We start from the raw sequence: 25,515 nt of genomic DNA on the forward strand, positions 1-25,515 counted from the left end.
CACCAATCGGGCTTTTATGGGCAGCCCGACCCCAACCTAACTTCTTTGCTTTCGCTGCATTTTGAGGTGGGGTCTTACTGCCCGGCAAATAGCGGGATAAATAATAAAAAACGTGTTCCAGAACTTTGGAACACGTTTTTTTATATTGAAAATAAATTTGTATTTTGAGGTTGAAAATCCACGCGTTTATAATCCGCCCCGTGACTCGATTTCTTTCACAACTTCTTTATAAATCGTTTGTCCCTCTACATTTAGATAAGGCATAATTTGCTGAAATGAATGATGAAAATAAGCTAATTCATCCTCTTTCCATTCATTTTTGGAAATCATAGTTAGCTCAGTCATATCACGTCCAGTATACATATTCCCACCTCCATCATATGTAGTTTGAATGAGTGATAAGAGATATATACGTGAATTTTCAAAAAGAAAATTAGGGATAACTTCTAAGTGAATTGGTTACATTATTGATTGTGGAGGTGAGAAAGATGAGTAAAAAACAACAAGGTTATAATAAGGCAACTTCTGGTGCTAGCATTCAAAGTACAAATGCTAGCTATGGTACAGAGTTTGCAACTGAAACGAATGTACAAGCAGTAAAACAAGCGAACGCACAATCAGAGGCACAGAAAGCACAAGCTTCTGCTGCTCAAAGTGCAAATGCTAGTTATGGTACAGAGTTTGCAACTGAAACAGATGTGCATGCAGTGAAAAAACAAAATGCACAATCAGCTGCAAAACAATCACAATCTTCTAGTTCAAACGAGTAATGAAAGAAAAACACTTCTCCAATTCGAGAGAAGTGTTTTCTTTGTGTGCGTGACACTGTAATGAAAATAAAGGGAACGACATAACTTCTAATAAGTCAACAAATGTAGTCAAAGGAGAAAGAAGTTCACGATTAGAAATATGTAATAGGAATTATAAATGGCGAATGAATCAAAAAAGGGGGTAAGTGATGAACGACTTTGATAAGTTGGTAGGAGAGCAGTTGGAAACGATGGATGAGCTTTTAAAGTTACAATCGCATTTAGAGAAGTATCAGCAAATTGAAATGAGTGAAAGGGATACGTGCGATAAAAAAGAATTGCATTTTATCCGTCAAGAAATATATAGAACAGAAATAGCATTAAAACTTTTACATGAAAAATTTGAACAGCAAACGAATAATGTGATTCAATCTTTTGAAATCGAAAAAATAATTTCAAATTAAGGGTGAGATATGTTGTTGATTTTAGGTGAAAAGTCCTTTCTTAAACAGAGGTGAGGGGGCTTTTCTTTTTGTTATATCTTCGTTTAATCTTCTAAAATACGTATTGCTAATTCATAGGAAATGTTCCTTCGTTAAAAGGGTTAGTGATGTGGTATTCAATAATACAAACTTCATTATATTCCTCATGAAAACAAGTGTCCTATCGCTTTAGTTTTAAAATTTTGACAAAAAAGTTATAATAGAAAAAAAGTGAATGCAGTTCAAGGGGTAGTTAAAATAACTTAAGAAAAGCATTTGCAGTTGAAAGAAGGGAGCATATATGGGATTTCCCAAAGAAGGAGAAAAGGTACAAATACATAGTTATAAACATAATGGCTCCATTCATAGAATGTGGGAAGAGACAACAATTTTAAAAGGGACGCAGAGCCTTGTGATCGGAGCAAATGATCGTACAGTAGTTACGGAATCAGATGGTCGAACATGGGTTACTCGCGAGCCTGCGATTTGTTACTTCCATGCTAATTATTGGTTTAATGTAATTGGAATGCTGAGAGAAGAAGGAGTATATTATTATTGTAATTTAAGTTCTCCTTTTGCATATGACTCTGAAGCATTAAAGTATATTGATTACGACTTAGACATTAAAGTGTATCCAGATATGACATATACACTTTTGGATGAAGATGAGTATGAAAAGCATAGTCAAATCATGCAGTATCCACCTGTTATTGATACAATTTTAAAACGAAATGTAGCACATTTAACACAGTGGATTCATCAAAGAAAAGGTCCATTCGCACCGGATTTCGTAGATATGTGGTACGAAAGATATTTAATGTACAGAAATTAAAACAAACCTGCAGGGAATTTCCCGGCAGGTTTGTCCTATTAGAGGGGGGATTATGTGCAAGGTATAAAAAGATATTTACAATTTGTTAAACCATATCGATGGCTTATTGCTATTACAATTATTATTGGTCTTGTGAAGTTCGGTATCCCGCTTATTATGCCATGGTTATTAAAGTATATTATTGATGATGTTATTCAAGGCACGGGATCGCTTCAAGAAAAAACGTCTCAATTAATAACCGCAATTGGGATTGCTTTTTTTATTTTTGCAGTAGTAAGACCGCCGATAGAATATTATCGTCAATATTTCGCGCAGCGCATTGCCAATACAATACTATACGATTTACGAAAATACATTTTTGGGCACTTGCAAAAATTGAGCTTACGTTATTATTCGAACACAAAAACAGGGGAGCTTATTTCACGTGTAATCCATGATGTAGAACAAACGAAGGACTTTGTAATTACTGGTCTTATGAATGTCTGGTTAGATACTGCAACAATTGTTATTGCCATTATCGTTATGTTTTCTATGAATATAAAATTAACCTTTGTTGCTTTATTAATCTTACCTATTTATGTAGTTGCAGTGAAATATTTTTTCGGGCGCCTTCGAAAATTGACGAAAGAGCGCTCGCAAGCGTTAGCAACTATGCAAGGGTATTTACATGAACGTATTCAAGGGATGCAAGTGACACGTAGTTTTGCATTAGAAGAGTATGAAAGAGGACAGTTTGAAAAGAGAAATAATGAATTTTTAACGAAAGCACTAACTCATACGAGTTGGACAGCGAGAACGTTTTCGGTAGTGAATACGTTAACGGATTTAGGGCCGTTACTTGTTATTGGTTTTGCGGCATATGAGGTAATTCAAGGGTCGTTAACACTGGGTACGATGGTTGCTTTTGTTGGATATATGGATAGTTTATATAGTCCGCTTCGTCGCCTTGTTAATTCATCTACAACATTAACACAGTCTTTCGCCTCGATGGATCGAGTGTTTGAATTGTTGGATGAAAAATACGATATTGTTAATGTGCCAAATGCGGTGCAAACGAAAAGGCTAGATGGGGAAGTTATATTTGATAATGTTTCTTTTCGTTATAATGCGGATGAAAAAGAAATATTGCATAATCTATCATTAACTATGCGCCCGGGAGAGAAGGTTGCGCTTGTAGGGGCAAGCGGAGGAGGAAAGTCATCTCTTGCTAGTTTAATTCCGCGTTTTTACGATGTTTCTGAAGGTGCAGTTTATATAGACGGGGTAGATGTAAGAAAGTATAATATGAGAAATTTACGTAGTCATATTGGAATTGTGCTACAAGATAATTTATTATTTAGCGATACAATCGGGGCTAATATTTTATATGGCAATCCGAAAGCTACAGAGGCGGAAGTGATTTCAGCTGCCAAAGCTGCACAAATTCATAATTTTATTACAGAGTTGCCAGAGGGCTATGATACTGTCGTTGGGGAACGTGGTGTGAAATTATCTGGTGGACAAAGACAGCGTGTAGCAATCGCACGGGTTTTTCTAAAGAATCCGTCTTTACTTATATTAGATGAAGCAACTTCCGCTTTAGATTTAGAAAATGAACGATATATTCAAGAGGCACTGCAAACGTTAGCTGCAGATCGGACAACAATTATTATTGCACATCGATTAGCGACGATTACGCATGTTGATACAATTATTTATGTTGAAGATGGTGTAATAAAAGAAAAGGGTTCTCATGAAGAGTTAATGAAAAAGAGGGGATTTTATTACAATCTATATCAACTTCAGCATATAACAGAAACAGCTCCTTTAGCGTAAAAGGAGCTGTTTTTTATTCGTCTTCTTTTTTATCTTCGATTTGGAGTTCGCTTTCTGGTTTATGGTATGTGTAGAAGCTATCCACAAGTAAATCTAAATGCTCTACTTCCTCACTGTAGTTAATAATTGAAGAAATAAGAGGGAAGAGGTGTAACCATATTTTATATGCTTCCTCATCGTCTTTATTTTGATAATCCATAAAGATATCAATCAATTCTTGTTTACCGGTTTCAACTTCATCAAGCATCTCAACGGATTGTTGTTTCTTTGCTTTACCAATAAATTTTAATAACACTTGTTCGTGATAATGCGTTAATGAATCAAGTTCGTTTTGAATAGATTCCTGAAACTCTTCTGGCATATAGCGCAGTTCATTTTCGGTGCGATGTAATGATTTTAACGTGCTTAAAGCGCGGCTTGTTGTCGCTAACATTTGTCTGAATAAAACGAGCTTACGAATTTTCGCGAATTGTATTTTTTTCGTATAGCTTCTTTCTTCTTTATACAGCAAATAGTAATGATTTAGTTTAATCATTTTTTCTTTCATGCGATCAATATCGGTTTTTAGCGTTGTAAAATCAGAAGCTTGCCTACTGTTCATACGAATCCATTTAACAATTTCCTCTGTATTATCAACGATGCGATGGTAAAGTTTTGTTTCATATTTTGGCGGCATAAATACTAAATTTACAAGCGAAGCCGCAATAATTCCAATCATAATCGTCGCGAATCGAAGTAAGGCAAAATTAAAGAAATCTTCGCCTTGATACTCCATAATGGCGATAACTGTTACTAAAGCGAGTGATATTGTTTTTTCTAAGCGTAATTGTAAAGTAAGAGCAATTACTAATATACACGTTAATCCAATAATAAAAGGATTATGTCCAAAAGCAGTAGCAAATACGATAGCGAATACAGCACCAATTACGTTTGCTTGAATTTGCTCAAGAGCAGTTAAATACGAGCGGTATACAGACGGTTGAACAGCAAAGATAGCTGAGATTCCCGCGAATACAGGACTCGGTAATTGAAGTAAAATACAAGCAAATAAAGCTAATGTAATGGCAATACCCGTTTTTAAAATGCGAGCACCAAGTTTCATACCCTTATTGATATCCTTTCTCTTGTCATAATGAATGTACAACATGATACTATACATTCATTACAATATGTTAGCAAGTGATATTTTAGTGACGTTAAAAAGTTTAATAAATAAATTACAATCAATTTATAATTTCTCCAAATTCTCTTTAAACATCTATTCTTTAATAAAAAAACCTGCTGAATTTCAGCAGGTTTCAAATTGTTATTCTAGATTACTATGCGATGCTCGCTTCGTCAATTTTTTTATGAAAATAAATATTGTACATATCATTCAGTTGAAATAGATGGATCCGCCTGTTCTTTTTTCGGGATAATTTCATAGAAGTGAAGCTGGATATCATCTAATAATGGTGTTAACAAAGCGACTTCTTCATATTGTTCGTGCTCATTTAATACACGAATGTAGTCTAATAATAATTCATTCACATCTTGCAAACCATTTTTACTAATTGGCTGCAATGTTACATTTGCACCTTTAGCAATTCTTCTTTTTAAAGCGTGCTCTGTTAAACCTAAGTTTGGCTCATGATGTAAATAAACAACACCACCAGTCATGCCGGCACAAATCCATGGACCAGGATCTCCTAAAACAAGAGCGCGACCATTTGTCATATATTCAAAAGCAAATCCTTTTATATTAGAATATACTCCGATATTTCCTTGTTCTTTTTCGCGGAGTGGTTTTGTAATTCTGCCTCCAATTATCATATCTGCTCCAGAAAGGCGAATGCCAGCACGAGCATCAGCGTTACCTTGCACGTATAATGCACCTTTTTGAGCACCGTATCCAAATCCTTTTCCGACAGAACCGTTATAATATGTTCCATCTGTTCCTTTTGCTTTCGTTATATAAATGCCACCGCCAAATGAAGTTTTTCCAATTCCATCTTGCGCGCCACCATTTACGTGTATAAATAAGTTCTCGCTATTGTACGCGCCTAATCCGTTTCCGGGAACAGATCCGTTTGTATACTTTAATGTAAGTGGTTCAAGATGAGTGTTTTCATATAATTTGCTACGAATACGATAACAGGATTCTAGACCGCCCATTACGCGTTGCTCTACGCCGACGCTTACTAATTCTTTTGACTGGAGAGAATTTGTTGTTTCAAATTGTTTTTCTTGTACAGATGCCGTTATTTTCACAGATGAATCTTCTATCGTTTGTATTAAATTACGTAAGTCTAATAAGTCCTTGCCTCGAGTTTGTTCTAATAAATCCGATCGTCCGATAATATCTTGTAAGTTTGTGTAACCGAGCTGCCCTGTTAAACGTTTCAATTCTGTACCGAAAGTAGTGAATAGGCTTAATAGCCCTGTAACTGCGCTTTCTAATTCACGTGGAACGAAACGGCGCAGTCCATGTTCTTTCGCTTGAGCTTCAGACTCAATTTGTGTTGCAATTCCGACGTGGCACGTATCAAGATGACAACCACGGCAAGTTGTACAGCCAATTGCAATCATTGATAATGTGCCAAATCCGATCCGGTTTGCTCCAAGGAGCATGATTTTTAAGGCGTCATTTACACTTCGAATACCGCCATCTGCCCAAATCTCTACTTTATGTCTCATATTTGCTTCTAGTAACGCATTGTGAGCAGCTTTAACACCAATCTCTACAGGAAGACCAACATGTTGCAATGCGTGAATACGCGCAGCACCTGTTCCGCCATCAAATCCACTAATGTTAATAAAGTCAGCGCCAGCTTTTGCGATACCGACAGCAATTGTTCCGATGTTAGGAACGACAGGAACTTTTACAGCTACTTTTGCAAGATGATTAGCCGTTTTAATTTCTGTAATCATTTGAGCCAAGTCTTCAATTGAATAAATATCATGGTTGTTAGAAGGTGAAATTAAATCCGAACCAATTGTAGCATTACGTGCTTCCGCAATTTTGGCAGTCACTTTTGAACCAGGCAAATGTCCACCTTCACCAGGCTTTGCTCCTTGACCTATTTTAATTTCAATTAAATTTGATGAATTTAGTAGTTCAGCGTTTACTCCAAATCGGCCAGATGCAACTTGTTGTCCGCGTGTATGTGGGTACTTACCAATCATATCTTTAATTTCGCCGCCTTCACCGTTCAAACTAATCATATTTAGCTGATCGGCAGCTTCTGCATACGCGCGAAAGGCAATTTCATTTTGAGAACCAAATGACATGGAACTAATAATAAATGGTAAATCATGATTGTGAATGCCGATGGACACTTCTTCAGTCGGAACTACATGCTGTGCTTGTTTTGTTTGAACAAGGTGCCTGATTGCGATGGGAGTGTTTTCTTCTAATTCACTTAACTTGTCGCGGTAATCATCATAAGAGTTTCCTTTTGCAACATCACCAATTGCTTTCCAAATCCGCGGGAATATATGAAATGATTTTCGCATTCTAACTTTTGGATTGTTAAAATCCTCAGCTCGAATTTTTGCATCTTCAGCAAGTGATTCAAGTGAAAAAGCTAAATTATTTGAACCGCAGAAGTTTGTAATTTGTAATATATTTGCGATTTCCTCATGTAATCCAATAGAGGAGAAGAGGCGACCGTAACCGCGTAATTCATGAATTCCAATCGTTGAAATTACTTTCTCTAGTCCTTTATTAAGTGCGGTATACAAATTAGTAATTGGTACTTTTGTTTCATCATTTACCGTTGCGAACAATAAATATGGATTAATACCATCTGCCCCTAATCCGTATAGCGTGACGATATCGTGTAAGGAGCGAAGGGCACCGGAACGTATAACGAGAGAGCATTTCCGGCGTAATTTATTTTCAGTTAATGCTTGATGTACTTTAGCAGTAACTAAATGTGGGTCAATCCATAACAGTTCATTTTGATGAGATTTAGCGTCATCTAATAATAGTAGGGAAGCACCATTTTTAACGGCTGCTATCGCTTCGGAACTAATTCGATTTAATGCGATTTGTAGAGTTTCTGATGGACTAAATGTAATAGAAATTGTAGAGACCGAGCTATGAGTAATGAATAGCTGTATAAGTTGTTCGTACGTAATCGTGTGTAAGTCTGCCGCGATAGATTGAGCTAAATTCCCTTCTAAAATAATGGGTGAAAGCATCTCGATTACAAATGGTTGTTTAGAGTTATCTAATAAACCCGGACGCTCTCCGAGTACAGTACGTGTGGAGAAGTGTTCAACTTCTCGATCGCGATCGATTGCTGGATTTGTAACAACGGCTACACTTTCCTTAATGAAATCAGCAATATTTCGTCTATCTGTATCAAGTGCGGCAAGTGGTGAGTCGTGCCCAAGTGACCGAATTGGTTCGACGCCTTTTGTCGCCATTTGTTCAAGGAGCTGAATATGTTCTCGATCCCAGCCAAAAGCGACGTATTGATTCGTTTCAACTTGAACCGAATCACATAATCCCTCAGCTTCTTTCGTTTCAGGGATAGATAAGTTTACATGATAATTGGTAACATCGATTCGTTTCTTAAAACGGTTATATACTTCAATTTGATAATTGTCGTATTCATAGAGAACGAGCTCATCTTGTTGATTCCATTTTAGTCCAACTTTTTCTCCAGGAGCGAGTGGTTTCGGCTCTGCTACATATTCAGTTGGTGATACAACGCCAGGTTCAGAAGAGAAAATATAGGAGCTCTCTGTCTCTACTTTCCAAACTGGGCGTAATCCAAGGGAATCGACACTGAAAACAGCTTCATCTTTATAACGTGAAATAATACCAGCTGGACCTTGTGCGAAATGCCCCCAAGCCTCACGTATATAAGTGTATAAGTTTTGTAAGTTTGTTTCGTAAAGTTTTATTTCATTAATAATTGGTGGAAATAATATATCCATTGCTTCAAATAAACTGTAGTTATACTGAACGAGAAGGGTTTCTAAGGTGCGGTTTAAATCTTGGGAATCACTGCCCCCGGCAGTAAGTGGTACATTAATCATTTCAGCTTGATCGCGTAATTTTGCAATCGTGTTAATTTCGCCATTATGTCCGAGAATGCTAAATGGTTGTACACGAAAAAAATTAGATAACGTATTAGTAGAATAGCGATTATGTCCTAGTGTCATAGTTGAAGCGATAAGTGGGTGTTGTAAATCATTGTAATAAGCAACGAGTGTATCGCCAGCACCGAGAACTTTATATACAACATGTTCATGACTTAATGAGGCAACATGAATTGCTTCATTTTCTTCGATTTTTATTGTTACAGAAAATAATGTTTGTTCAATATTTTTAACTTCACTTTCGGCGATAAGGGCAATTTGCCAAAATAAAGGTTCTTCTTGTTTACCAAGAGGACCGAGTGCATCTGAGTTTATTACATCATCATTTTCGAGAACAATTGTAAAGCTTTCATTGTTTAGTTGCGTACGAATATAATCTTTTAACTCAGCAATGTTTTCTTGTTTGTTTAGAAAAAAATGTCCAACGATAAAGTGGGGATGATCCACAATCGTTGGATTATATCCGCTACTTTTCAGTTTTTCATTCCAAAGTGCTTTTGGCATGTCGATATGAATTCCGATACCATCTCCTTCGCCATTAATGAAACCAGCTCTATGATTCATTTTGACTAGCGATTGTATACAAAGATCGATGTTTTCTTTTGTAGGAATTCTTCGTTTTTCCATAACGGAAACGATTCCACACGCATCATGTTCTGCATTTTTATAATTCCGAAATAAAGACGGTGACCATTTGTTTTTTTTGTTGAGCATCCGTCAATCCCCCCTCTGGAAAATGAATTATGAATAATCTTACTATTTAAGGCGTGAACTGCCTTGTATACATGGATAGTAAGGATATAAAAGAATATAAAACAGATAATTATGAATAATTATACTATTAATGAGGGATTTATGAAATAGAAAAAAGGAAAAAAGAAAGATGGGCTTTCTTTTTTCCTTTTGTAATGAAGAGATTATTTATTGTTCGCTAGGGTAGAAAATGCTCTGCCAACAGCTTCAATTGTATATTCGATATCTTCTTTTGTATGTTCTGTCGTTAAGAACCATGCTTCATATTTAGAAGGTGCTAAATTAATACCTTCTTGAAGCATCAGCTTGAAGAATCTACCGAACATTTCACCATCTGTATTTTTGGCTGCATCGTAATCTTCAATTGTATTTGTTGTGAAGTATACAGTTAATGCACCCTTTAGACGGTTTACTGTAATATCGATGTTATGTTTTGTAGCTTGATCTAAAATTCCTTTTTCAAGCATTGCGCCAAGTGCATCTAATTTCTCGTATACGCCTTCTTGTTGAAGTACTTCTAGGCAGGCAATCCCTGATGCCATAGAAGCAGGGTTCCCAGCCATTGTACCAGCTTGGTATGCAGGACCGAGCGGTGCAACTTGTTCCATAATTTCTTTCTTACCACCGTAAGCACCAATTGGAAGTCCACCGCCGATAACTTTACCAAGTGCTGTTAAATCTGGGGTTACGCCAAGTAAGTCTTGAGCGCCGCCATACATAAAGCGGAAAGCAGTAATAACTTCATCATAAATTACTAGTGCACCAGCTTCGTGAACAAGTTCATTAACTTTTTCAAGGAAGCCAGGTTTTGGCTCAACAATACCGAAGTTTCCAACGATTGGCTCTACAAGGATAGCTGCTACTTCATGTCCCCATTTATCTAACGCTTCTTTTAAAGTTTCTACATTATTAAACGGAACAGTAATAACTTCTTGAGCGATACTTTGTGGCACACCCGCTGAATCAGGAATTCCAAGAGTAGAAGGACCAGAGCCAGCTGCTACAAGTACTAAATCGGAATGACCGTGGTAACAACCAGCGAATTTCATAATTTTTGTGCGGCCAGTGTAAGCACGAGCAACACGAATGGTTGTCATAACGGATTCTGTACCAGAGTTCACGAAGCGAACTTTATCTAAAGCGGGCATTGCTTCTTTTAACATTTTTGCGAATTTTACTTCTAATGCTGTTGGAGTACCGTATAGTACGCCGTTTTCAGCCGCTGTTTTAATTGCTTCTGTCACGTGTGGGTGAGCATGTCCAGTAATAATAGGGCCATACGCTGCTAAATAGTCGATATATTTATTTCCATCTACATCCCAGAAATAAGCACCTTTTCCGCGTTCCATTGCAACAGGAGAACCGCCTCCAACTGCTTTAAAAGAACGGGAAGGACTATTAACACCACCAACGATATGTTCTAAAGCTTCTTTATGTAACGCTTCTGATTTTGTGAAATTCACTACAATTCATCTCCTTACAAAAATCTATGTATTATTCTAACATGTTTTTTGAAAAGACGTATTGTTTGTGATAGAAGGAGCAGTTGGGTAAACTATTCGTTGTGACATTTAGGAAGGGGGTCCGATTATGAAATCGGTAATTGAGGTACAAGGGTTACGTAAAGAGTTTACAGCTTATTCAAGTCGTCCGGGATTAAAGGGTGCATTTCGCGATTTATTAAATCGTAATTATAAAATAGTACCAGCAGTAAATGATGTTTCTTTTACTGTAAAGCAAGGTGAAATGGTTGGTTATATTGGTGAGAATGGTGCTGGTAAATCAACGACGATTAAAATGCTTACAGGGATTTTGACTCCGACATCAGGACAAATTACAGTGAATGGAATGAATCCACACAAACAGAGAGAAGAATTTGTAAGAACAATCGGCGTTGTGTTTGGTCAGCGTTCCCAGCTTTGGTGGGATATTGCTGTACAAGAATCATTTCGTTTATTGAAGAAAGTGTACGGTGTATCAGACGCTCAGTATAAGGAACATATGGAACATGTTATTGAAACGTTAGATATCGGTCCTTTATTAGATAAACCGGTACGGAAATTATCTCTTGGTCAAAGAATGCGTTGTGAATTGGCAGCGGCGTTAATTCATAATCCGCCGTTATTATTTTTAGATGAGCCAACAATTGGACTAGATGTTCTTGTGAAATTGAAAATACGAGAATTCTTAAAAGAGATGAATGAACGTTATAAAACAACAATTTTATTAACGACACATGATATTACTGATATTGAAGCTTTATGTGAACGCGTCATCATGCTTGATGAAGGGAATATTATGTATGACGGATCTTTAGATAATCTTCGTACGCAGTGGGGAGTAGAGAAGGAAATACATTTTCAGTTTGTTGCCCCAGTTTCATACCAGGAGTTATCAATGGTTATGCCGGATAGTCATGTTGTTTGGTCAAAAACGAAAGAAGAAAACGCATGGGTTGCAAAAATACCGAATGAAGAAGTTATCATTTCTATGTTGATTTCTAAAGTAGTACAAGCCTTTCAAATTAAAGATTTGAAAATTAACGAAGTGTCTACAGAGGAAATTATTCGTAACATTTATGAAGAAGGTATTATGCATGGGTAAGTATATTGAAATGATTCGGATTCGCTTTTTAATGATGCTTGCTTATCGTACAAATTATTACAGCGGGATTTTAATTTATACGATTAACATTGGTGCGTATTATTTTTTATGGCAAGCAATTTATAGCGGGAAAGAGAATATTGAAAGTTTATCTATTTCGCAAATGACTACGTATATTGCGATCGCATGGATGGCACGCGCTTTTTATTTCAATAATATAGATAGAGAAATTGCGATGGAAATTCAAGAAGGACGTGTGGCGGTAGAGCTAATTCGTCCATATAACTATTTAGGTATGAAAGTTATGCAAGGGCTTGGAGAAGGGATATTTCGTTTTGCTTTCTTTTCAATTCCGGGTATGGTTATTGTTACGTTATTATTTTCATTACAAATTACAACAAATTTTCAAACGTGGTTATATTTCTTCTTATCTTTAATATTTAGTTTTATCATTAATACACAAATAAATTTAATGACAGGAATGCTTACATTCTTCTTATTTAATAATAGTGGAATTATGTATGCGAAACGTGTTGTTATCGATTTATTTTCTGGTTTATTATTACCGATTAGTTTTTATCCGTTATGGGCCCAAAAGCAATGGTGTTTTTACCGTTTCAAGCAATTAGTTATATTCCGAGTATGATTTTCTCTGAAGGTATACAAGGAAATAAGTTATATGAAGCTTTATTATTTCAAGTGATTTGGGCAATTATACTTATTATTCCAATTGTACTGATGTGGAAAACGGCGAGAAAACGTCTAATCGTACAAGGGGGATGACGAGATGATATATATAAAATTATTTTTGCAATATGCAAGTCAATATATAAAAACAAAATTGGAGTATCGTGGCGATTTTATCGTCGGATTACTTTCAGATTTATCACTACAAGCTGTTAATTTAATCTTCATTCTCGTTGTGTTTGGGCATACCCAAGCACTAAAAGGGTGGAGCCGAGAAGAAGTGATCTTTATTTATGGGTTCTTTTTAGTACCGTTTGCCATTTTTTCAGCTTTCTTTAATATATGGGACTTTAATGATCGTTACATTATTAAAGGAGAAATGGACCGTATATTAACGAGACCGATTCATAGTTTATTTCAAATTATATTAGAAAGAATGGAACTTGAATCTTTAATTGGAGCTATTACGGGGATTATTGTGATGGGTTATGCAGCAATGGAGCTGCAATTATCTTTTTACTGGTATGATTTCTTCTTATTCCTACTCATGGTAGGGGGAGGGGCACTTGTGTACGGCGGGATATTTGTTACGCTTGCAAGTTTTGGCTTTTGGTCGGATGCGAAAAGTTCCATTATGCCGCTTATGTATAACATAGGGAATTATGGACGCTACCCTGTTGATATTTATAATCGTGTTATTCGCTTTGTTTTAACGTTTGTTTTACCGTTTGCATTTGTTGGGGTATATCCAGCAGCATACTTTTTAAGAAAAACAGAGTGGAATAGCTATGCTTTCGCAACTCCAATTGTTGGTGTTATCTGTTTTACTATTGCAATTACCCTCTGGAATCAAGGGGTTAAACGATATCGTGGTGCAGGAAATTAATTATAGAAGCTTGTTCGTTTCTAAGGGATAAATCAGCTACAGTCCTCATACATATAAAACGAGGTGGAGGACATGTTATGGGGATTTATTCTATTAATTGCAGCAATCGCTATTTTGAGAAGTGTCCAATTATTATGGAGTTCATATTCAAATTCCAATCGTTTCTTTTCGCTGTACAATTTAGCTACGTTGTTTTTGATTTATACAACGGTACTGATTGCGTTTGGATTAAGTTATGTTGTGCTAGAGGAAATGGGTTTTGCAGTTTTGAAAGAAGATGGGGATAGGTTAAGTGCTCATTCCTTTCAGCTCGTTGAAATATGTTTATATTTTAGCGCGGTTACTTTATTGTCCGTTGGATATGGTGATATAGCTCCGATTGGAATCGGAAGATGGATTGCAATTGGAGAAGCGCTAATTGGATATACATTACCGTTTGCCTTTGTGATGAGATCTGTAATAGACAATGAAAAATAAGGTCGCATTTGATATAGTAAAAGAAAAGAGAAGGAGTGATAACAATGATTACAGTAGGAGAAATGGCACCAGAATTTACATTAGAAGGAAGTACCGGAGAACAAATTCGCTTAGCAGACTTTCGCGGTAAAAATGTAGTCCTATATTTTTATCCGAAAGATATGACTCCGGGATGTACAACTGAAGCATGTGATTTTCGTGATGCATATGGATTATTTCAAGAGAAGGATACGGTTATACTTGGTGTAAGTCCAGATTCAGCAAATAGACATATGAAATTCATTGAGAAGCATGAGCTTCCATTTGTACTTTTAGTAGACGAAGATCATAAAGTAGCAGAATTGTACGATGTTTGGAAGCTGAAAAAGAACTTCGGAAAAGAGTACATGGGAATTGAGCGTTCTACATTCCTTATTAATAAAGACGGTGAGCTTGTAAATGAGTGGCGTAAAGTGAAAGTGAAAGGGCATATTGAGGATGTTCTTTCTTATATAAAATAAATCTATATTAATGAGGAGAAAAAATACATATGTAAGGCATGCGTCTATACATATTTTCTTGCGATACATAAAGTGAAAGTGTAGGGCATACCTCCTCAGATGATTGTATTCCAAGTGCGATTATGTCGCACTTTTTTCTATGTAAATGTATAGGGAATGGGGGAAGATACATAAGAATAAGGCTATATACGAAAATAAACCACATACTTATAGTAGAAATATTGACGATTTATAAGAAAAAGAGTACACTCTTTATAAGAATTATAAAATAATAATCCGTATAGAATCGGGGTGCATGACGGTGGTCAAAGAAGAATTAAAAGAAGCGCTAGAAATGCTGAAAAATACGGGTGTACGCATTACTCCACAGCGTCATGCTATTTTAGAGTACCTTGTGGAATCTATGACGCACCCAACAGCGGATGACATTTATAAAGCATTAGAAGGTAAGTTTCCAAATATGAGTGTTGCAACTGTCTATAATAACTTACGTGTGTTTAAAGAAGTTGGACTTGTAAAGGAATTAACTTATGGGGATGCTTCAAGTAGATTTGATTATGTTACAAGTCAACATTATCATGTGATTTGCGAAAAATGTGGTAAGATTGTTGATTTTCCTTATGGAGGATTGGAACAGCTTGAAGAGGAAGCTGCAAAAACGACAGGCTTCGTTATTAATAGTCATCGCTTAGAAATTTATGGCGTTTGTCCAGAGTGTCATAAGGCGTAATATATAATAAAAAGAAAGAGGCTGACGGCTATACGTCGACCTCTTTCTTTATTATATATGGGAATCGTGTTAGACTCATGAGGATTTAAAATGTTAAGTGAAGAATCAAATTTAATAAGAACAAATACAAGAGGTGATTTCTTAGTTAAGAAATCACCTTTTTAATGAGATGAAACTTCTTTAGTTTTGTAAGCTCCATATACCTATGATTTATAACTCTTCTTATTATATTTCTCATCAAATTCTTTTCCTTCTAGATTTCGATCAAGTGTTAAAGGTTGATTGCAATGCATACATGCGTCGACACGACCGAGCATTTTGGTCGGTTTATCGCAGCTTGGACAAATAATTTGTATCGTTTTTGTAGATAACATACCAATCCAAAAGTAAACAACAGTGCTAGCGATGACAGCTAAAAAACCAACCATCATAAAGGTTGTCATAATAATGATGTTTTCGCGAAAAAAGACACCTAAGTATGCAATGAAGAGGCCGATAAATACTAAACTCAATGCAAAGGTTCGGATTTTATTAATTTTGTTCGAATATTTAATACCCATTCCCACCACACTCCTATAGGAATAATATAACACAAAATTTAGAATATTTTACGAAAACGAAGGTGATGATTAAATTTATCACTTATTAAAGAACAGTAGTGCTTTCTTTTAAGATGCAATACAGAAAGAGATTAGGTGGAAGGAGCATGTCTATAAAAGAGGAGTAGTAATTTTTTTCTATAGTTAATTTAGTTTTTTAACGGGATGTGAAATTTTTTCGGAAAAAGTATTGACCCTATATATACTGCGTGATATATTAATAAACGTCGCTGATGCGGAAACGCAGTAAACGACAAAAAAGAAATTTGAAAAACTTAGTTGACATCGAAAAACGAAGATGTTAACATAAGGAAGTCGCAATTGAGCGGCGAAGTAGTTCTTTGAAAACTGAACGAAACAAACAACGTGAACGTCAATTTTTATTTTTAGATGCTAGACAAACTAACTTTATTGGAGAGTTTGATCCTGGCTCAGGATGAACGCTGGCGGCGTGCCTAATACATGCAAGTCGAGCGGATGGATTAAGAGCTTGCTCTTATGAAGTTAGCGGCGGACGGGTGAGTAACACGTGGGTAACCTACCCATAAGACTGGGATAACTCCGGGAAACCGGGGCTAATACCGGATAATATTTTGAACTGCATAGTTCGAAATTGAAAGGCGGCTTCGGCTGTCACTTATGGATGGACCCGCGTCGCATTAGCTAGTTGGTGAGGTAACGGCTCACCAAGGCGACGATGCGTAGCCGACCTGAGAGGGTGATCGGCCACACTGGGACTGAGACACGGCCCAGACTCCTACGGGAGGCAGCAGTAGGGAATCTTCCGCAATGGACGAAAGTCTGACGGAGCAACGCCGCGTGAGTGATGAAGGCTTTCGGGTCGTAAAACTCTGTTGTTAGGGAAGAACAAGTGCTAGTTGAATAAGCTGGCACCTTGACGGTACCTAACCAGAAAGCCACGGCTAACTACGTGCCAGCAGCCGCGGTAATACGTAGGTGGCAAGCGTTATCCGGAATTATTGGGCGTAAAGCGCGCGCAGGTGGTTTCTTAAGTCTGATGTGAAAGCCCACGGCTCAACCGTGGAGGGTCATTGGAAACTGGGAGACTTGAGTGCAGAAGAGGAAAGTGGAATTCCATGTGTAGCGGTGAAATGCGTAGAGATATGGAGGAACACCAGTGGCGAAGGCGACTTTCTGGTCTGTAACTGACACTGAGGCGCGAAAGCGTGGGGAGCAAACAGGATTAGATACCCTGGTAGTCCACGCCGTAAACGATGAGTGCTAAGTGTTAGAGGGTTTCCGCCCTTTAGTGCTGAAGTTAACGCATTAAGCACTCCGCCTGGGGAGTACGGCCGCAAGGCTGAAACTCAAAGGAATTGACGGGGGCCCGCACAAGCGGTGGAGCATGTGGTTTAATTCGAAGCAACGCGAAGAACCTTACCAGGTCTTGACATCCTCTGAAAACTCTAGAGATAGAGCTTCTCCTTCGGGAGCAGAGTGACAGGTGGTGCATGGTTGTCGTCAGCTCGTGTCGTGAGATGTTGGGTTAAGTCCCGCAACGAGCGCAACCCTTGATCTTAGTTGCCATCATTAAGTTGGGCACTCTAAGGTGACTGCCGGTGACAAACCGGAGGAAGGTGGGGATGACGTCAAATCATCATGCCCCTTATGACCTGGGCTACACACGTGCTACAATGGACGGTACAAAGAGCTGCAAGACCGCGAGGTGGAGCTAATCTCATAAAACCGTTCTCAGTTCGGATTGTAGGCTGCAACTCGCCTACATGAAGCTGGAATCGCTAGTAATCGCGGATCAGCATGCCGCGGTGAATACGTTCCCGGGCCTTGTACACACCGCCCGTCACACCACGAGAGTTTGTAACACCCGAAGTCGGTGGGGTAACCTTTATGGAGCCAGCCGCCTAAGGTGGGACAGATGATTGGGGTGAAGTCGTAACAAGGTAGCCGTATCGGAAGGTGCGGCTGGATCACCTCCTTTCTATGGAGAATTGATGAACGCAGTTCATCAATAAACGTTGACTTGTTTTGTTTCGTTCAGTTTTGAGAGAACTATCTCTCAAGTTTAAATGTATGTTCTTTGAAAACTAGATAACAGTGTAGCTCATATTTTTTTAATTTTAGTTTGGTTAAGTTAGAAAGGGCGCACGGTGGATGCCTTGACACTAGGAGTCGATGAAGGACGGGACTAACGCCGATATGCTTCGGGGAGCTGTAAGTAAGCTTTGATCCGAAGATTTCCGAATGGGGAAACCCACTATACGTAATGGTATGGTATCCTTACCTGAATACATAGGGTATGGAAGACAGACCCAGGGAACTGAAACATCTAAGTACCTGGAGGAAGAGAAAGCAAATGCGATTTCCTGAGTAGCGGCGAGCGAAACGGAATCTAGCCCAAACCAAGAGGCTTGCCTCTTGGGGTTGTAGGACATTCTATACGGAGTTACAAAGGAACGAGGTAGACGAAGCGACCTGGAAAGGTCCGTCACAGAGGGTAATAACCCCGTAGTCGAAACTTCGTTCTCTCTTGAATGTATCCTGAGTACGGCGGAACACGTGAAATTCCGTCGGAATCTGGGAGGACCATCTCCCAAGGCTAAATACTCCCTAGTGATCGATAGTGAACCAGTACCGTGAGGGAAAGGTGAAAAGTACCCCGGAAGGGGAGTGAAAGAGATCCTGAAACCGTGTGCCTACAAATAGTCAGAGCCCGTTAATGGGTGATGGCGTGCCTTTTGTAGAATGAACCGGCGAGTTACGATCCCGTGCAAGGTTAAGCTGAAGAGGCGGAGCCGCAGCGAAAGCGAGTCTGAATAGGGCGTTTAGTACGTGGTCGTAGACCCGAAACCAGGTGATCTACCCATGTCCAGGGTGAAGTTCAGGTAACACTGAATGGAGGCCCGAACCCACGCACGTTGAAAAGTGCGGGGATGAGGTGTGGGTAGCGGAGAAATTCCAATCGAACCTGGAGATAGCTGGTTCTCCCCGAAATAGCTTTAGGGCTAGCCTTAAGTGTAAGAGTCTTGGAGGTAGAGCACTGATTGAACTAGGGGTCCTCATCGGATTACCGAATTCAGTCAAACTCCGAATGCCAATGACTTATCCTTAGGAGTCAGACTGCGAGTGATAAGATCCGTAGTCAAGAGGGAAACAGCCCAGATCGCCAGCTAAGGTCCCAAAGTGTGTATTAAGTGGAAAAGGATGTGGAGTTGCTTAGACAACTAGGATGTTGGCTCAGAAGCAGCCACCATTTAAAGAGTGCGTAATAGCTCACTAGTCGAGTGACTCTGCGCCGAAAATGTACCGGGGCTAAATACACCACCGAAGCTGCGAATTGATACCAATGGTATCAGTGGTAGGGGAGCGTTCTAAGTGCAGTGAAGTCAGACCGGAAGGACTGGTGGAGCGCTTAGAAGTGAGAATGCCGGTATGAGTAGCGAAAGACGGGTGAGAATCCCGTCCACCGAATGCCTAAGGTTTCCTGAGGAAGGCTCGTCCGCTCAGGGTTAGTCAGGACCTAAGCCGAGGCCGACAGGCGTAGGCGATGGACAACAGGTTGATATTCCTGTACCACCTCTTTATCGTTTGAGCAATGGAGGGACGCAGAAGGATAGAAGAAGCGTGCGATTGGTTGTGCACGTCCAAGCAGTTAGGCTGATAAGTAGGCAAATCCGCTTATCGTGAAGGCTGAGCTGTGATGGGGAAGCTCCTTATGGAGCGAAGTCTTTGATTCCCCGCTGCCAAGAAAAGCTTCTAGCGAGATAAAAGGTGCCTGTACCGCAAACCGACACAGGTAGGCGAGGAGAGAATCCTAAGGTGTGCGAGAGAACTCTGGTTAAGGAACTCGGCAAAATGACCCCGTAACTTCGGGAGAAGGGGTGCTTTCTTAACGGAAAGCCGCAGTGAATAGGCCCAAGCGACTGTTTAGCAAAAACACAGGTCTCTGCGAAGCCGTAAGGCGAAGTATAGGGGCTGACACCTGCCCGGTGCTGGAAGGTTAAGGAGAGGGGTTAGCGTAAGCGAAGCTCTGAACTGAAGCCCCAGTAAACGGCGGCCGTAACTATAACGGTCCTAAGGTAGCGAAATTCCTTGTCGGGTAAGTTCCGACCCGCACGAAAGGTGTAACGATTTGGGCACTGTCTCAACCAGAGACTCGGTGAAATTATAGTACCTGTGAAGATGCAGGTTACCCGCGACAGGACGGAAAGACCCCGTGGAGCTTTACTGTAGCCTGATATTGAATTTTGGTACAGTTTGTACAGGATAGGCGGGAGCCATTGAAACCGGAGCGCTAGCTTCGGTGGAGGCGCTGGTGGGATACCGCCCTGACTGTATTGAAATTCTAACCTACGGGTCTTATCGACCCGGGAGACAGTGTCAGGTGGGCAGTTTGACTGGGGCGGTCGCCTCCTAAAGTGTAACGGAGGCGCCCAAAGGTTCCCTCAGAATGGTTGGAAATCATTCGTAGAGTGCAAAGGCATAAGGGAGCTTGACTGCGAGACCTACAAGTCGAGCAGGGACGAAAGTCGGGCTTAGTGATCCGGTGGTTCCGCATGGAAGGGCCATCGCTCAACGGATAAAAGCTACCCCGGGGATAACAGGCTTATCTCCCCCAAGAGTCCACATCGACGGGGAGGTTTGGCACCTCGATGTCGGCTCATCGCATCCTGGGGCTGTAGTCGGTCCCAAGGGTTGGGCTGTTCGCCCATTAAAGCGGTACGCGAGCTGGGTTCAGAACGTCGTGAGACAGTTCGGTCCCTATCCGTCGTGGGCGCAGGAAATTTGAGAGGAGCTGTCCTTAGTACGAGAGGACCGGGATGGACGCACCGCTGGTGTACCAGTTGTTCTGCCAAGGGCATAGCTGGGTAGCTATGTGCGGAAGGGATAAGTGCTGAAAGCATCTAAGCATGAAGCCCCCCTCAAGATGAGATTTCCCATAGCGTAAGCTAGTAAGATCCCTGAAAGATGATCAGGTTGATAGGTTCGAGGTGGAAGCATGGTGACATGTGGAGCTGACGAATACTAATAGATCGAGGACTTAACCATATAATATGAAGCAACGTTATCTAGTTTTGAGAGAATATAAAAAACTTATTGACTTTCAGGGTGAATAAGTTATAATAATGATTGTCTCAAAAGAATAATGTCTGGTAATGATGGCAGAGAGGTCACACCCGTTCCCATACCGAACACGGAAGTTAAGCTCTCTAGCGCCGATGGTAGTTGGGACCTTGTCCCTGTGAGAGTAGGACGTTGCCAGGCAATATTATTCCGCAGTAGCTCAGCGGTAGAGCTATCGGCTGTTAACCGATCGGTCGTAGGTTCGATTCCTACCTGCGGAGCCATTGGAGAGCTGTCCGAGTTGGCCGAAGGAGCACGATTGGAAATCGTGTATACGTCACAAGCGTATCAAGGGTTCGAATCCCTTGCTCTCCGCCATAAGGAATTTATAATATTTGGCCCGTTGGTCAAGTGGTTAAGACACCGCCCTTTCACGGCGGTAACACGGGTTCGAATCCCGTACGGGTCACCACTTTTGGAGGATTAGCTCAGCTGGGAGAGCACCTGCCTTACAAGCAGGGGGTCGGCGGTTCGATCCCGTCATCCTCCACCATATATTATATGAATAATATTGTCGCGGGGTGGAGCAGTACGGTAGCTCGTCGGGCTCATAACCCGAAGGTCGCAGGTTCAAATCCTGTCCCCGCAACCAAATGGTCCCGTGGTGTAGTGGTTAACATGCCTGCCTGTCACGCAGGAGATCGCCGGTTCGACCCCGGTCGGGACCGCCATTTTAATAAGGCTCGGTAGCTCAGTCGGTAGAGCAGAGGACTGAAAATCCTCGTGTCGGCGGTTCGATTCCGTCCCGAGCCACCATTTTAATAAAATATGCCGGCTTAGCTCAATTGGTAGAGCAACTGACTTGTAATCAGTAGGTTGGGGGTTCAAGTCCTCTAGCCGGCACCATGTAAGTTTCGGAGGGGTAGCGAAGTGGCTAAACGCGGCGGACTGTAAATCCGCTCCTTCGGGTTCGGCAGTTCGAATCTGCCCCCCTCCACCATTTTACATAGGGGCATAGTTTAAAGGTAGAACTGAGGTCTCCAAAACCTCCAGTGTGGGTTCAATTCCTACTGCCCCTGCCAAATATATAAACACAACATGGCGGTTGTGGCGAAGTGGTTAACGCACCGGATTGTGGCTCCGGCATTCGTGGGTTCAATTCCCATCAGTCGCCCCATTTTTATTTTTTAAAAAATTACAAATAAATTAATGGATACTTACATATAATTAAGTAAAACTTCGGTGGGCTATAGCCAAGCGGTAAGGCAACGGACTTTGACTCCGTCATGCGCTGGTTCGAATCCAGCTAGCCCAGCCATTTTTGCGGAAGTAGTTCAGTGGTAGAATACAACCTTGCCAAGGTTGGGGTCGCGGGTTCGAATCCCGTCTTCCGCTCCATTTTAACTTCATATGGCGGCATAGCCAAGTGGTAAGGCAGAGGTCTGCAAAACCTTTACCACCGGTTCAAATCCGGTTGCCGCCTTTCTTTTATGCCGATGTGGCGGAATTGGCAGACGCGCACGACTCAAAATCGTGTTCCTTCGGGATTGTCGGTTCGACCCCGACCATCGGTATCATGAACGGCGTAACATCAAGGCTCTACACTAATTGTGTAGAGTTTTTTTGTGTTTTCTTCACACTACAAAATAAGCACTAATAGTGCGTTGGGGTAGTGTGCGGTGAGTAAGTGACGAACTTTAGATACAGTTGGAAGAAACTATGAAGTATTAAAAGGATAAAACCGAACTTTCGGTTTTATCCTTTTATAAAATTTCAGTAGAATATTACATATACAAGAATTTTTTCGAGCACTCTAGAGAGAATCTCTCCACCCTGGTGACATGAAGTTAAATCCGATACCACCAGTTGAAATTACCACATTATCAGCTGGTAATTTCGTAATTTCGAAAAACTTCTTTTCAAACTCTTCTCTGTTGTACTTGTACATAGTTGAGTGACACGACCATATTTGCGTTGAAGTACTCAACCAGTCCCCTAATTCCTTTAATTTAGGGAACGAATCAAAGTGAATTGGACCATCCAATTTCATGAATCTCACTTGATAGATAGTTGGGTTTAACTTCTCTCCTATTCCTTTAAAACCATGTGCTTTTTTCTCACTTGAATGTGTCATAATTACTCTCCCCCATCTTTTCTTCAAATTTTTTCCTATTTTAATTATACAGCAATAGAAAGTAATTATGGTAATATTATGGAATTAATAGAGGAATGAAAAGGAATAGCTTTAGTTTGATAATGAATAGTTCATAACATACTACATAACAAATCTTTAAAAGGACATGGCAGCTTTGCCCTGTTTCTTATTGTTTAGCGAGAAATAATAAAATAAATCATCACAGTAATAAATGAAATATGATAAATTTAATCAAGGGAGAGAAATGAAAATAAAAGGTGTCAGTTATTTAATATGATTCCATTTTGGCTCCGTTACATTTTAATTTATCATGTTTAAAGAAGGTCAAAATTTTTAAAATGCTTTAAAATAAAGGATTTTAAGGGTAGCACTCTATATAAATGTCACCTAAAAAGACCCTAACAGAAATGTTAGGTTTTTTTGTTAAATTATGCTATGTGATTCTAAAATTCGTAATAAACTTAGGAATTCATGTATAATATAACTTGTCGAAAGAACAAAATGATAGTGATTTATATTATGTCTGTAATATGAATCAAAAATGAACTTTTTATATTTCTTTTAAAAATGTGTTGAATACACATTATATTTCATATTAATATTTTTATGTAGATTTAAAATGGGAAAGAGAGTGGAAAGTATGGGCCGTAAATGGAACAATATTAAAGAAAAAAAAGCATCAAAAGATGCAAATACAAGCCGTATATACGCGAAATTTGGACGTGAAATTTATGTGGCAGCAAAACAAGGCGAGCCAGATCCAGAATCAAACCAAACGTTAAGAGTTGTATTAGAACGTGCGAAAACATACAACGTGCCAAGAACAATTATTGACCGTGCGATTGAAAAGGCAAAAGGCGGTTCAGAAGAAAACTATGACGAGCTTCGTTATGAAGGCTTTGGACCAAACGGATCTATGGTAATTGTAGATACACTGACAAATAACGTAAACCGTACTGCAGCAGATGTACGAGCTGCATTTAGCAAAAACAGTGGTAACATGGGTGTAAACGGTTCTGTCGCTTACATGTTTGATGCGACAGCTGTTATCGGTCTTGAAGGTAAAACATCAGATGAAGTTCTTGAAATCTTAATGGAAGCAGATGTAGATGCACGTGACATTCTAGAAGAAGAAGATTCTGTTATCGTTTATGCTGAACCTGATCAGTTCCATTCAGTACAATCTGCACTTAAAGGTGCTGGTGTTGAAGAATTTACAGTTGCAGAATTAACAATGCTTGCACAAAGTGATGTGGAACTTCCTGAAGATGCTCAAGTACAATTTGAAAAAATGGTTGATGCATTAGAAGATTTAGAAGATGTACAGCAAGTTTACCACAACGTAGACTTAGGGGAATAATATAAGACAGAAGACCCTTTCCTTTAACGGATAGGGTCTTTTTTTATGGAGTTAATTAAGGTGGTAAAGTATTAAAGGTATTTTGTAGCTGCTAGGGAATATGGTTATAGGTTTGTATTTTAAATAATCATATTTCTAGGAGGTATTTCTGTGGAGCATAAAACACCAAAGCATATTGTTGCCGTAGCAGGTTATTTAACAAATGAAAAGAATGAGGTGCTTTTAACGAAAGTGCACTGGCGAGCAGATACGTGGGAAATGCCTGGAGGACAGGTAGAAGAAGGGGAAGCGCTCGATCAAGCTGTTTGCAGAGAAATAATGGAGGAAACAGGATTAACTGTGAAGCCTATCGGAGTTACAGGGATTTATTATAATGCTTCTATGCATATTCTAGCTGTTGTTTTTAAAGTAGCATATGTTAGTGGTGAAATAAAAATTCAATCTGAAGAAATACAAGAGGCTAAATTTGTTGCTTTAAACGAAGAGAACATTGATGAGTATATAACGCGTCCTCATATGAAATCAAGGACACTTGATGCGATGAAAGCAATGCATTTTATTCCATACAAAACATGGGAAGTTCAGCCATATAATCTTATAGGAAGGTTGTAAAGAAAAGGTTAGTTATTTGAGGACAGCTCAAATTGCTAACCTTTTCTTTATGTATACTGTTTCAGAAAAAGGTCACAATAATAAAGTGTAGGCTAATAATTGGTGGAGGAAGCAGGACTACCACCTAATTTCCTAGC

Annotated in this window: 17 protein-coding genes, 15 tRNA genes, 3 rRNA genes and 1 pseudogene; 30 read left to right on the plus strand and 6 right to left on the minus strand. The window is 39.5% G+C overall.

The features are described 5' to 3' along the window. Positions 1 to 186 precede the first annotated feature (186 nt). Positions 187 to 363: a hypothetical protein gene (locus tag JFT95_RS00905; protein WP_002091123.1), complete on the minus strand. Its 177-nt coding sequence runs from the start codon at positions 361 to 363 to the stop codon at positions 187 to 189. A gap of 125 nt (positions 364 to 488) precedes the next feature. Here JFT95_RS00905 and JFT95_RS00910 point away from each other — a divergent pair, with 125 nt between their 5' ends. The 4 genes from JFT95_RS00910 to JFT95_RS00930 all read left to right on the plus strand — a co-directional run bounded on the left by JFT95_RS00910 (position 489) and on the right by JFT95_RS00930 (position 3,878). Then, positions 489 to 770 (plus strand): gamma-type small acid-soluble spore protein, encoded by a 282-nt coding sequence (locus tag JFT95_RS00910; RefSeq protein ID WP_002125062.1) that lies wholly within the window; start codon positions 489 to 491, stop codon positions 768 to 770. 188 nt (positions 771 to 958) lie between these two features. Then, a complete protein-coding gene (locus tag JFT95_RS00920; protein ID WP_000997588.1) occupies positions 959 to 1,213 on the plus strand; it encodes a YgaB family protein in 255 nt (84 codons plus the stop codon). Positions 1,214 to 1,532: 319 nt separating this feature from the next. Further along, entirely contained in the window at positions 1,533 to 2,063 is a 531-nt protein-coding gene (gene ntdP / locus JFT95_RS00925) for a nucleoside tri-diphosphate phosphatase (protein ID WP_000506630.1), read from the plus strand. 54 nt (positions 2,064 to 2,117) lie between these two features. Continuing rightward, positions 2,118 to 3,878, plus strand: a complete 1,761-nt coding sequence (locus JFT95_RS00930; RefSeq protein ID WP_002191857.1) for an ABC transporter ATP-binding protein — start codon at positions 2,118 to 2,120, stop codon at positions 3,876 to 3,878. A gap of 13 nt (positions 3,879 to 3,891) precedes the next feature. On the opposite strand, the gene JFT95_RS00935 is transcribed toward JFT95_RS00930, so the two are convergent. The 3 genes from JFT95_RS00935 to hemL form a co-directional block, all read right to left on the minus strand. Continuing rightward, on the minus strand, positions 3,892 to 4,980 hold the full coding sequence (locus tag JFT95_RS00935) for an aromatic acid exporter family protein (protein ID WP_002063696.1): 1,089 nt from the start codon (positions 4,978 to 4,980) through the stop codon (positions 3,892 to 3,894). Between the two features lie 269 nt (positions 4,981 to 5,249). Further along, positions 5,250 to 9,686 (minus strand): glutamate synthase-related protein, encoded by a 4,437-nt coding sequence (locus tag JFT95_RS00940; protein WP_201051153.1) that lies wholly within the window; start codon positions 9,684 to 9,686, stop codon positions 5,250 to 5,252. 203 nt (positions 9,687 to 9,889) lie between these two features. Further along, positions 9,890 to 11,188: a glutamate-1-semialdehyde-2,1-aminomutase gene (hemL, locus tag JFT95_RS00945; RefSeq protein WP_002010346.1), complete on the minus strand. Its 1,299-nt coding sequence runs from the start codon at positions 11,186 to 11,188 to the stop codon at positions 9,890 to 9,892. 127 nt (positions 11,189 to 11,315) lie between these two features. Between hemL and JFT95_RS00950 the strand changes: the two genes are divergently transcribed. The 6 genes and pseudogenes from JFT95_RS00950 (at position 11,316) to perR (ending at position 15,609) form a co-directional block, all read left to right on the plus strand. Beyond that, entirely contained in the window at positions 11,316 to 12,329 is a 1,014-nt protein-coding gene (locus JFT95_RS00950; protein WP_002029644.1) for an ABC transporter ATP-binding protein, read from the plus strand. After that, positions 12,322 to 13,112: pseudogene (locus tag JFT95_RS00955) on the plus strand (ABC transporter permease). Before JFT95_RS00950 ends, JFT95_RS00955 begins: the two are co-directional and overlap by 8 nt. Before the next feature lie 4 nt (positions 13,113 to 13,116). Continuing rightward, positions 13,117 to 13,902, plus strand: a complete 786-nt coding sequence (locus JFT95_RS00960) for an ABC transporter permease (protein WP_002125070.1) — start codon at positions 13,117 to 13,119, stop codon at positions 13,900 to 13,902. 72 nt (positions 13,903 to 13,974) lie between these two features. After that, positions 13,975 to 14,379: a potassium channel family protein gene (locus tag JFT95_RS00965; protein WP_002125072.1), complete on the plus strand. Its 405-nt coding sequence runs from the start codon at positions 13,975 to 13,977 to the stop codon at positions 14,377 to 14,379. Positions 14,380 to 14,423: 44 nt separating this feature from the next. Further along, a complete protein-coding gene (gene bcp, locus JFT95_RS00970) occupies positions 14,424 to 14,879 on the plus strand; it encodes a thioredoxin-dependent thiol peroxidase (protein ID WP_201051155.1) in 456 nt (151 codons plus the stop codon). A gap of 301 nt (positions 14,880 to 15,180) precedes the next feature. Continuing rightward, positions 15,181 to 15,609: a peroxide-responsive transcriptional repressor PerR gene (gene perR / locus JFT95_RS00975; protein ID WP_000237831.1), complete on the plus strand. Its 429-nt coding sequence runs from the start codon at positions 15,181 to 15,183 to the stop codon at positions 15,607 to 15,609. A gap of 203 nt (positions 15,610 to 15,812) precedes the next feature. Here perR and JFT95_RS00980 read toward each other — a convergent pair whose 3' ends face one another. Continuing rightward, the gene (locus JFT95_RS00980; protein WP_002125074.1) at positions 15,813 to 16,169 is read right to left on the minus strand and encodes a YgzB family protein; all 357 of its coding nucleotides are present in this window, start codon (positions 16,167 to 16,169) and stop codon (positions 15,813 to 15,815) included. Positions 16,170 to 16,616: 447 nt separating this feature from the next. On the opposite strand from JFT95_RS00980, the gene JFT95_RS00985 reads away from it, so the two are divergent. The 18 genes from JFT95_RS00985 to JFT95_RS01070 all read left to right on the plus strand — a co-directional run bounded on the left by JFT95_RS00985 (position 16,617) and on the right by JFT95_RS01070 (position 22,825). Then, a 16S ribosomal RNA gene (locus tag JFT95_RS00985) occupies positions 16,617 to 18,168 on the plus strand. A 146-nt stretch (positions 18,169 to 18,314) separates the two neighbouring features. Then, positions 18,315 to 21,236 (plus strand): 23S ribosomal RNA (locus tag JFT95_RS00990). A 100-nt stretch (positions 21,237 to 21,336) separates the two neighbouring features. Continuing rightward, a 5S ribosomal RNA gene (gene rrf, locus JFT95_RS00995) occupies positions 21,337 to 21,452 on the plus strand. Together the 16S, 23S and 5S rRNA genes with 15 tRNA genes alongside form the textbook arrangement of a ribosomal RNA operon. 8 nt (positions 21,453 to 21,460) lie before the next feature. Then, positions 21,461 to 21,535 (plus strand) — tRNA-Asn (locus JFT95_RS01000). A 2-nt stretch (positions 21,536 to 21,537) separates the two neighbouring features. Continuing rightward, a tRNA-Ser gene (locus JFT95_RS01005) sits at positions 21,538 to 21,629 on the plus strand. Between the two features lie 19 nt (positions 21,630 to 21,648). Next, positions 21,649 to 21,723 (plus strand) — tRNA-Glu (locus JFT95_RS01010). Positions 21,724 to 21,728: 5 nt separating this feature from the next. Further along, positions 21,729 to 21,804: transfer RNA gene (locus tag JFT95_RS01015), tRNA-Val, on the plus strand. Positions 21,805 to 21,826: 22 nt separating this feature from the next. Next, positions 21,827 to 21,903, plus strand: a tRNA-Met gene (locus tag JFT95_RS01020). A gap of 3 nt (positions 21,904 to 21,906) precedes the next feature. Next, a tRNA-Asp gene (locus tag JFT95_RS01025) sits at positions 21,907 to 21,982 on the plus strand. Positions 21,983 to 21,991: 9 nt separating this feature from the next. After that, positions 21,992 to 22,067 (plus strand) — tRNA-Phe (locus tag JFT95_RS01030). Positions 22,068 to 22,081: 14 nt separating this feature from the next. Next, a tRNA-Thr gene (locus JFT95_RS01035) sits at positions 22,082 to 22,157 on the plus strand. A gap of 10 nt (positions 22,158 to 22,167) precedes the next feature. After that, a tRNA-Tyr gene (locus tag JFT95_RS01040) sits at positions 22,168 to 22,251 on the plus strand. An 8-nt stretch (positions 22,252 to 22,259) separates the two neighbouring features. Further along, positions 22,260 to 22,333, plus strand: a tRNA-Trp gene (locus JFT95_RS01045). A 19-nt stretch (positions 22,334 to 22,352) separates the two neighbouring features. Further along, positions 22,353 to 22,428: transfer RNA gene (locus JFT95_RS01050), tRNA-His, on the plus strand. A 66-nt stretch (positions 22,429 to 22,494) separates the two neighbouring features. Next, positions 22,495 to 22,569: transfer RNA gene (locus tag JFT95_RS01055), tRNA-Gln, on the plus strand. Positions 22,570 to 22,574: 5 nt separating this feature from the next. Beyond that, positions 22,575 to 22,649, plus strand: a tRNA-Gly gene (locus JFT95_RS01060). A 14-nt stretch (positions 22,650 to 22,663) separates the two neighbouring features. Continuing rightward, a tRNA-Cys gene (locus JFT95_RS01065) sits at positions 22,664 to 22,734 on the plus strand. Positions 22,735 to 22,743: 9 nt separating this feature from the next. Further along, positions 22,744 to 22,825, plus strand: a tRNA-Leu gene (locus JFT95_RS01070). Positions 22,826 to 23,064: 239 nt separating this feature from the next. On the opposite strand, the gene JFT95_RS01075 is transcribed toward JFT95_RS01070, so the two are convergent. Beyond that, positions 23,065 to 23,385 carry a DUF3884 family protein gene (locus JFT95_RS01075; RefSeq protein WP_061675866.1) on the minus strand — a complete coding sequence of 107 codons (321 nt, stop codon included), beginning with the start codon at positions 23,383 to 23,385 and terminating at the stop codon, positions 23,065 to 23,067. 661 nt (positions 23,386 to 24,046) lie between these two features. Here JFT95_RS01075 and JFT95_RS01080 point away from each other — a divergent pair. After that, positions 24,047 to 24,766 (plus strand): YebC/PmpR family DNA-binding transcriptional regulator, encoded by a 720-nt coding sequence (locus JFT95_RS01080; RefSeq protein WP_002113875.1) that lies wholly within the window; start codon positions 24,047 to 24,049, stop codon positions 24,764 to 24,766. Positions 24,767 to 24,916: 150 nt separating this feature from the next. After that, positions 24,917 to 25,378: an NUDIX hydrolase gene (locus tag JFT95_RS01085; protein WP_201051157.1), complete on the plus strand. Its 462-nt coding sequence runs from the start codon at positions 24,917 to 24,919 to the stop codon at positions 25,376 to 25,378. The last annotated feature ends 137 nt before the right edge of the window (positions 25,379 to 25,515 follow it).

This window comes from Bacillus sp. TH17 (genome assembly GCF_016651125.1).
Lineage (GTDB): Bacteria > Bacillota > Bacilli > Bacillales > Bacillaceae_G > Bacillus_A > Bacillus_A mycoides.

Coding starts and splice junctions, on each gene's coding strand:
- JFT95_RS00960 (WP_002125070.1), top strand. CDS start 13,117: ATGATATATATAAAATTATTTTTGCAATATGCAAGTCAATATATAAAA.
- JFT95_RS00905 (WP_002091123.1), bottom strand. CDS start 363: ATGTATACTGGACGTGATATGACTGAGCTAACTATGATTTCCAAAAAT.
- JFT95_RS01075 (WP_061675866.1), bottom strand. CDS start 23,385: ATGACACATTCAAGTGAGAAAAAAGCACATGGTTTTAAAGGAATAGGA.
- JFT95_RS00935 (WP_002063696.1), bottom strand. CDS start 4,980: ATGAAACTTGGTGCTCGCATTTTAAAAACGGGTATTGCCATTACATTA.
- JFT95_RS00965 (WP_002125072.1), top strand. CDS start 13,975: ATGTTATGGGGATTTATTCTATTAATTGCAGCAATCGCTATTTTGAGA.
- JFT95_RS00910 (WP_002125062.1), top strand. CDS start 489: ATGAGTAAAAAACAACAAGGTTATAATAAGGCAACTTCTGGTGCTAGC.
- ntdP (WP_000506630.1), top strand. CDS start 1,533: ATGGGATTTCCCAAAGAAGGAGAAAAGGTACAAATACATAGTTATAAA.
- JFT95_RS00980 (WP_002125074.1), bottom strand. CDS start 16,169: ATGGGTATTAAATATTCGAACAAAATTAATAAAATCCGAACCTTTGCA.
- JFT95_RS00950 (WP_002029644.1), top strand. CDS start 11,316: ATGAAATCGGTAATTGAGGTACAAGGGTTACGTAAAGAGTTTACAGCT.
- bcp (WP_201051155.1), top strand. CDS start 14,424: ATGATTACAGTAGGAGAAATGGCACCAGAATTTACATTAGAAGGAAGT.
- JFT95_RS01080 (WP_002113875.1), top strand. CDS start 24,047: ATGGGCCGTAAATGGAACAATATTAAAGAAAAAAAAGCATCAAAAGAT.
- JFT95_RS00920 (WP_000997588.1), top strand. CDS start 959: ATGAACGACTTTGATAAGTTGGTAGGAGAGCAGTTGGAAACGATGGAT.
- JFT95_RS00940 (WP_201051153.1), bottom strand. CDS start 9,686: ATGCTCAACAAAAAAAACAAATGGTCACCGTCTTTATTTCGGAATTAT.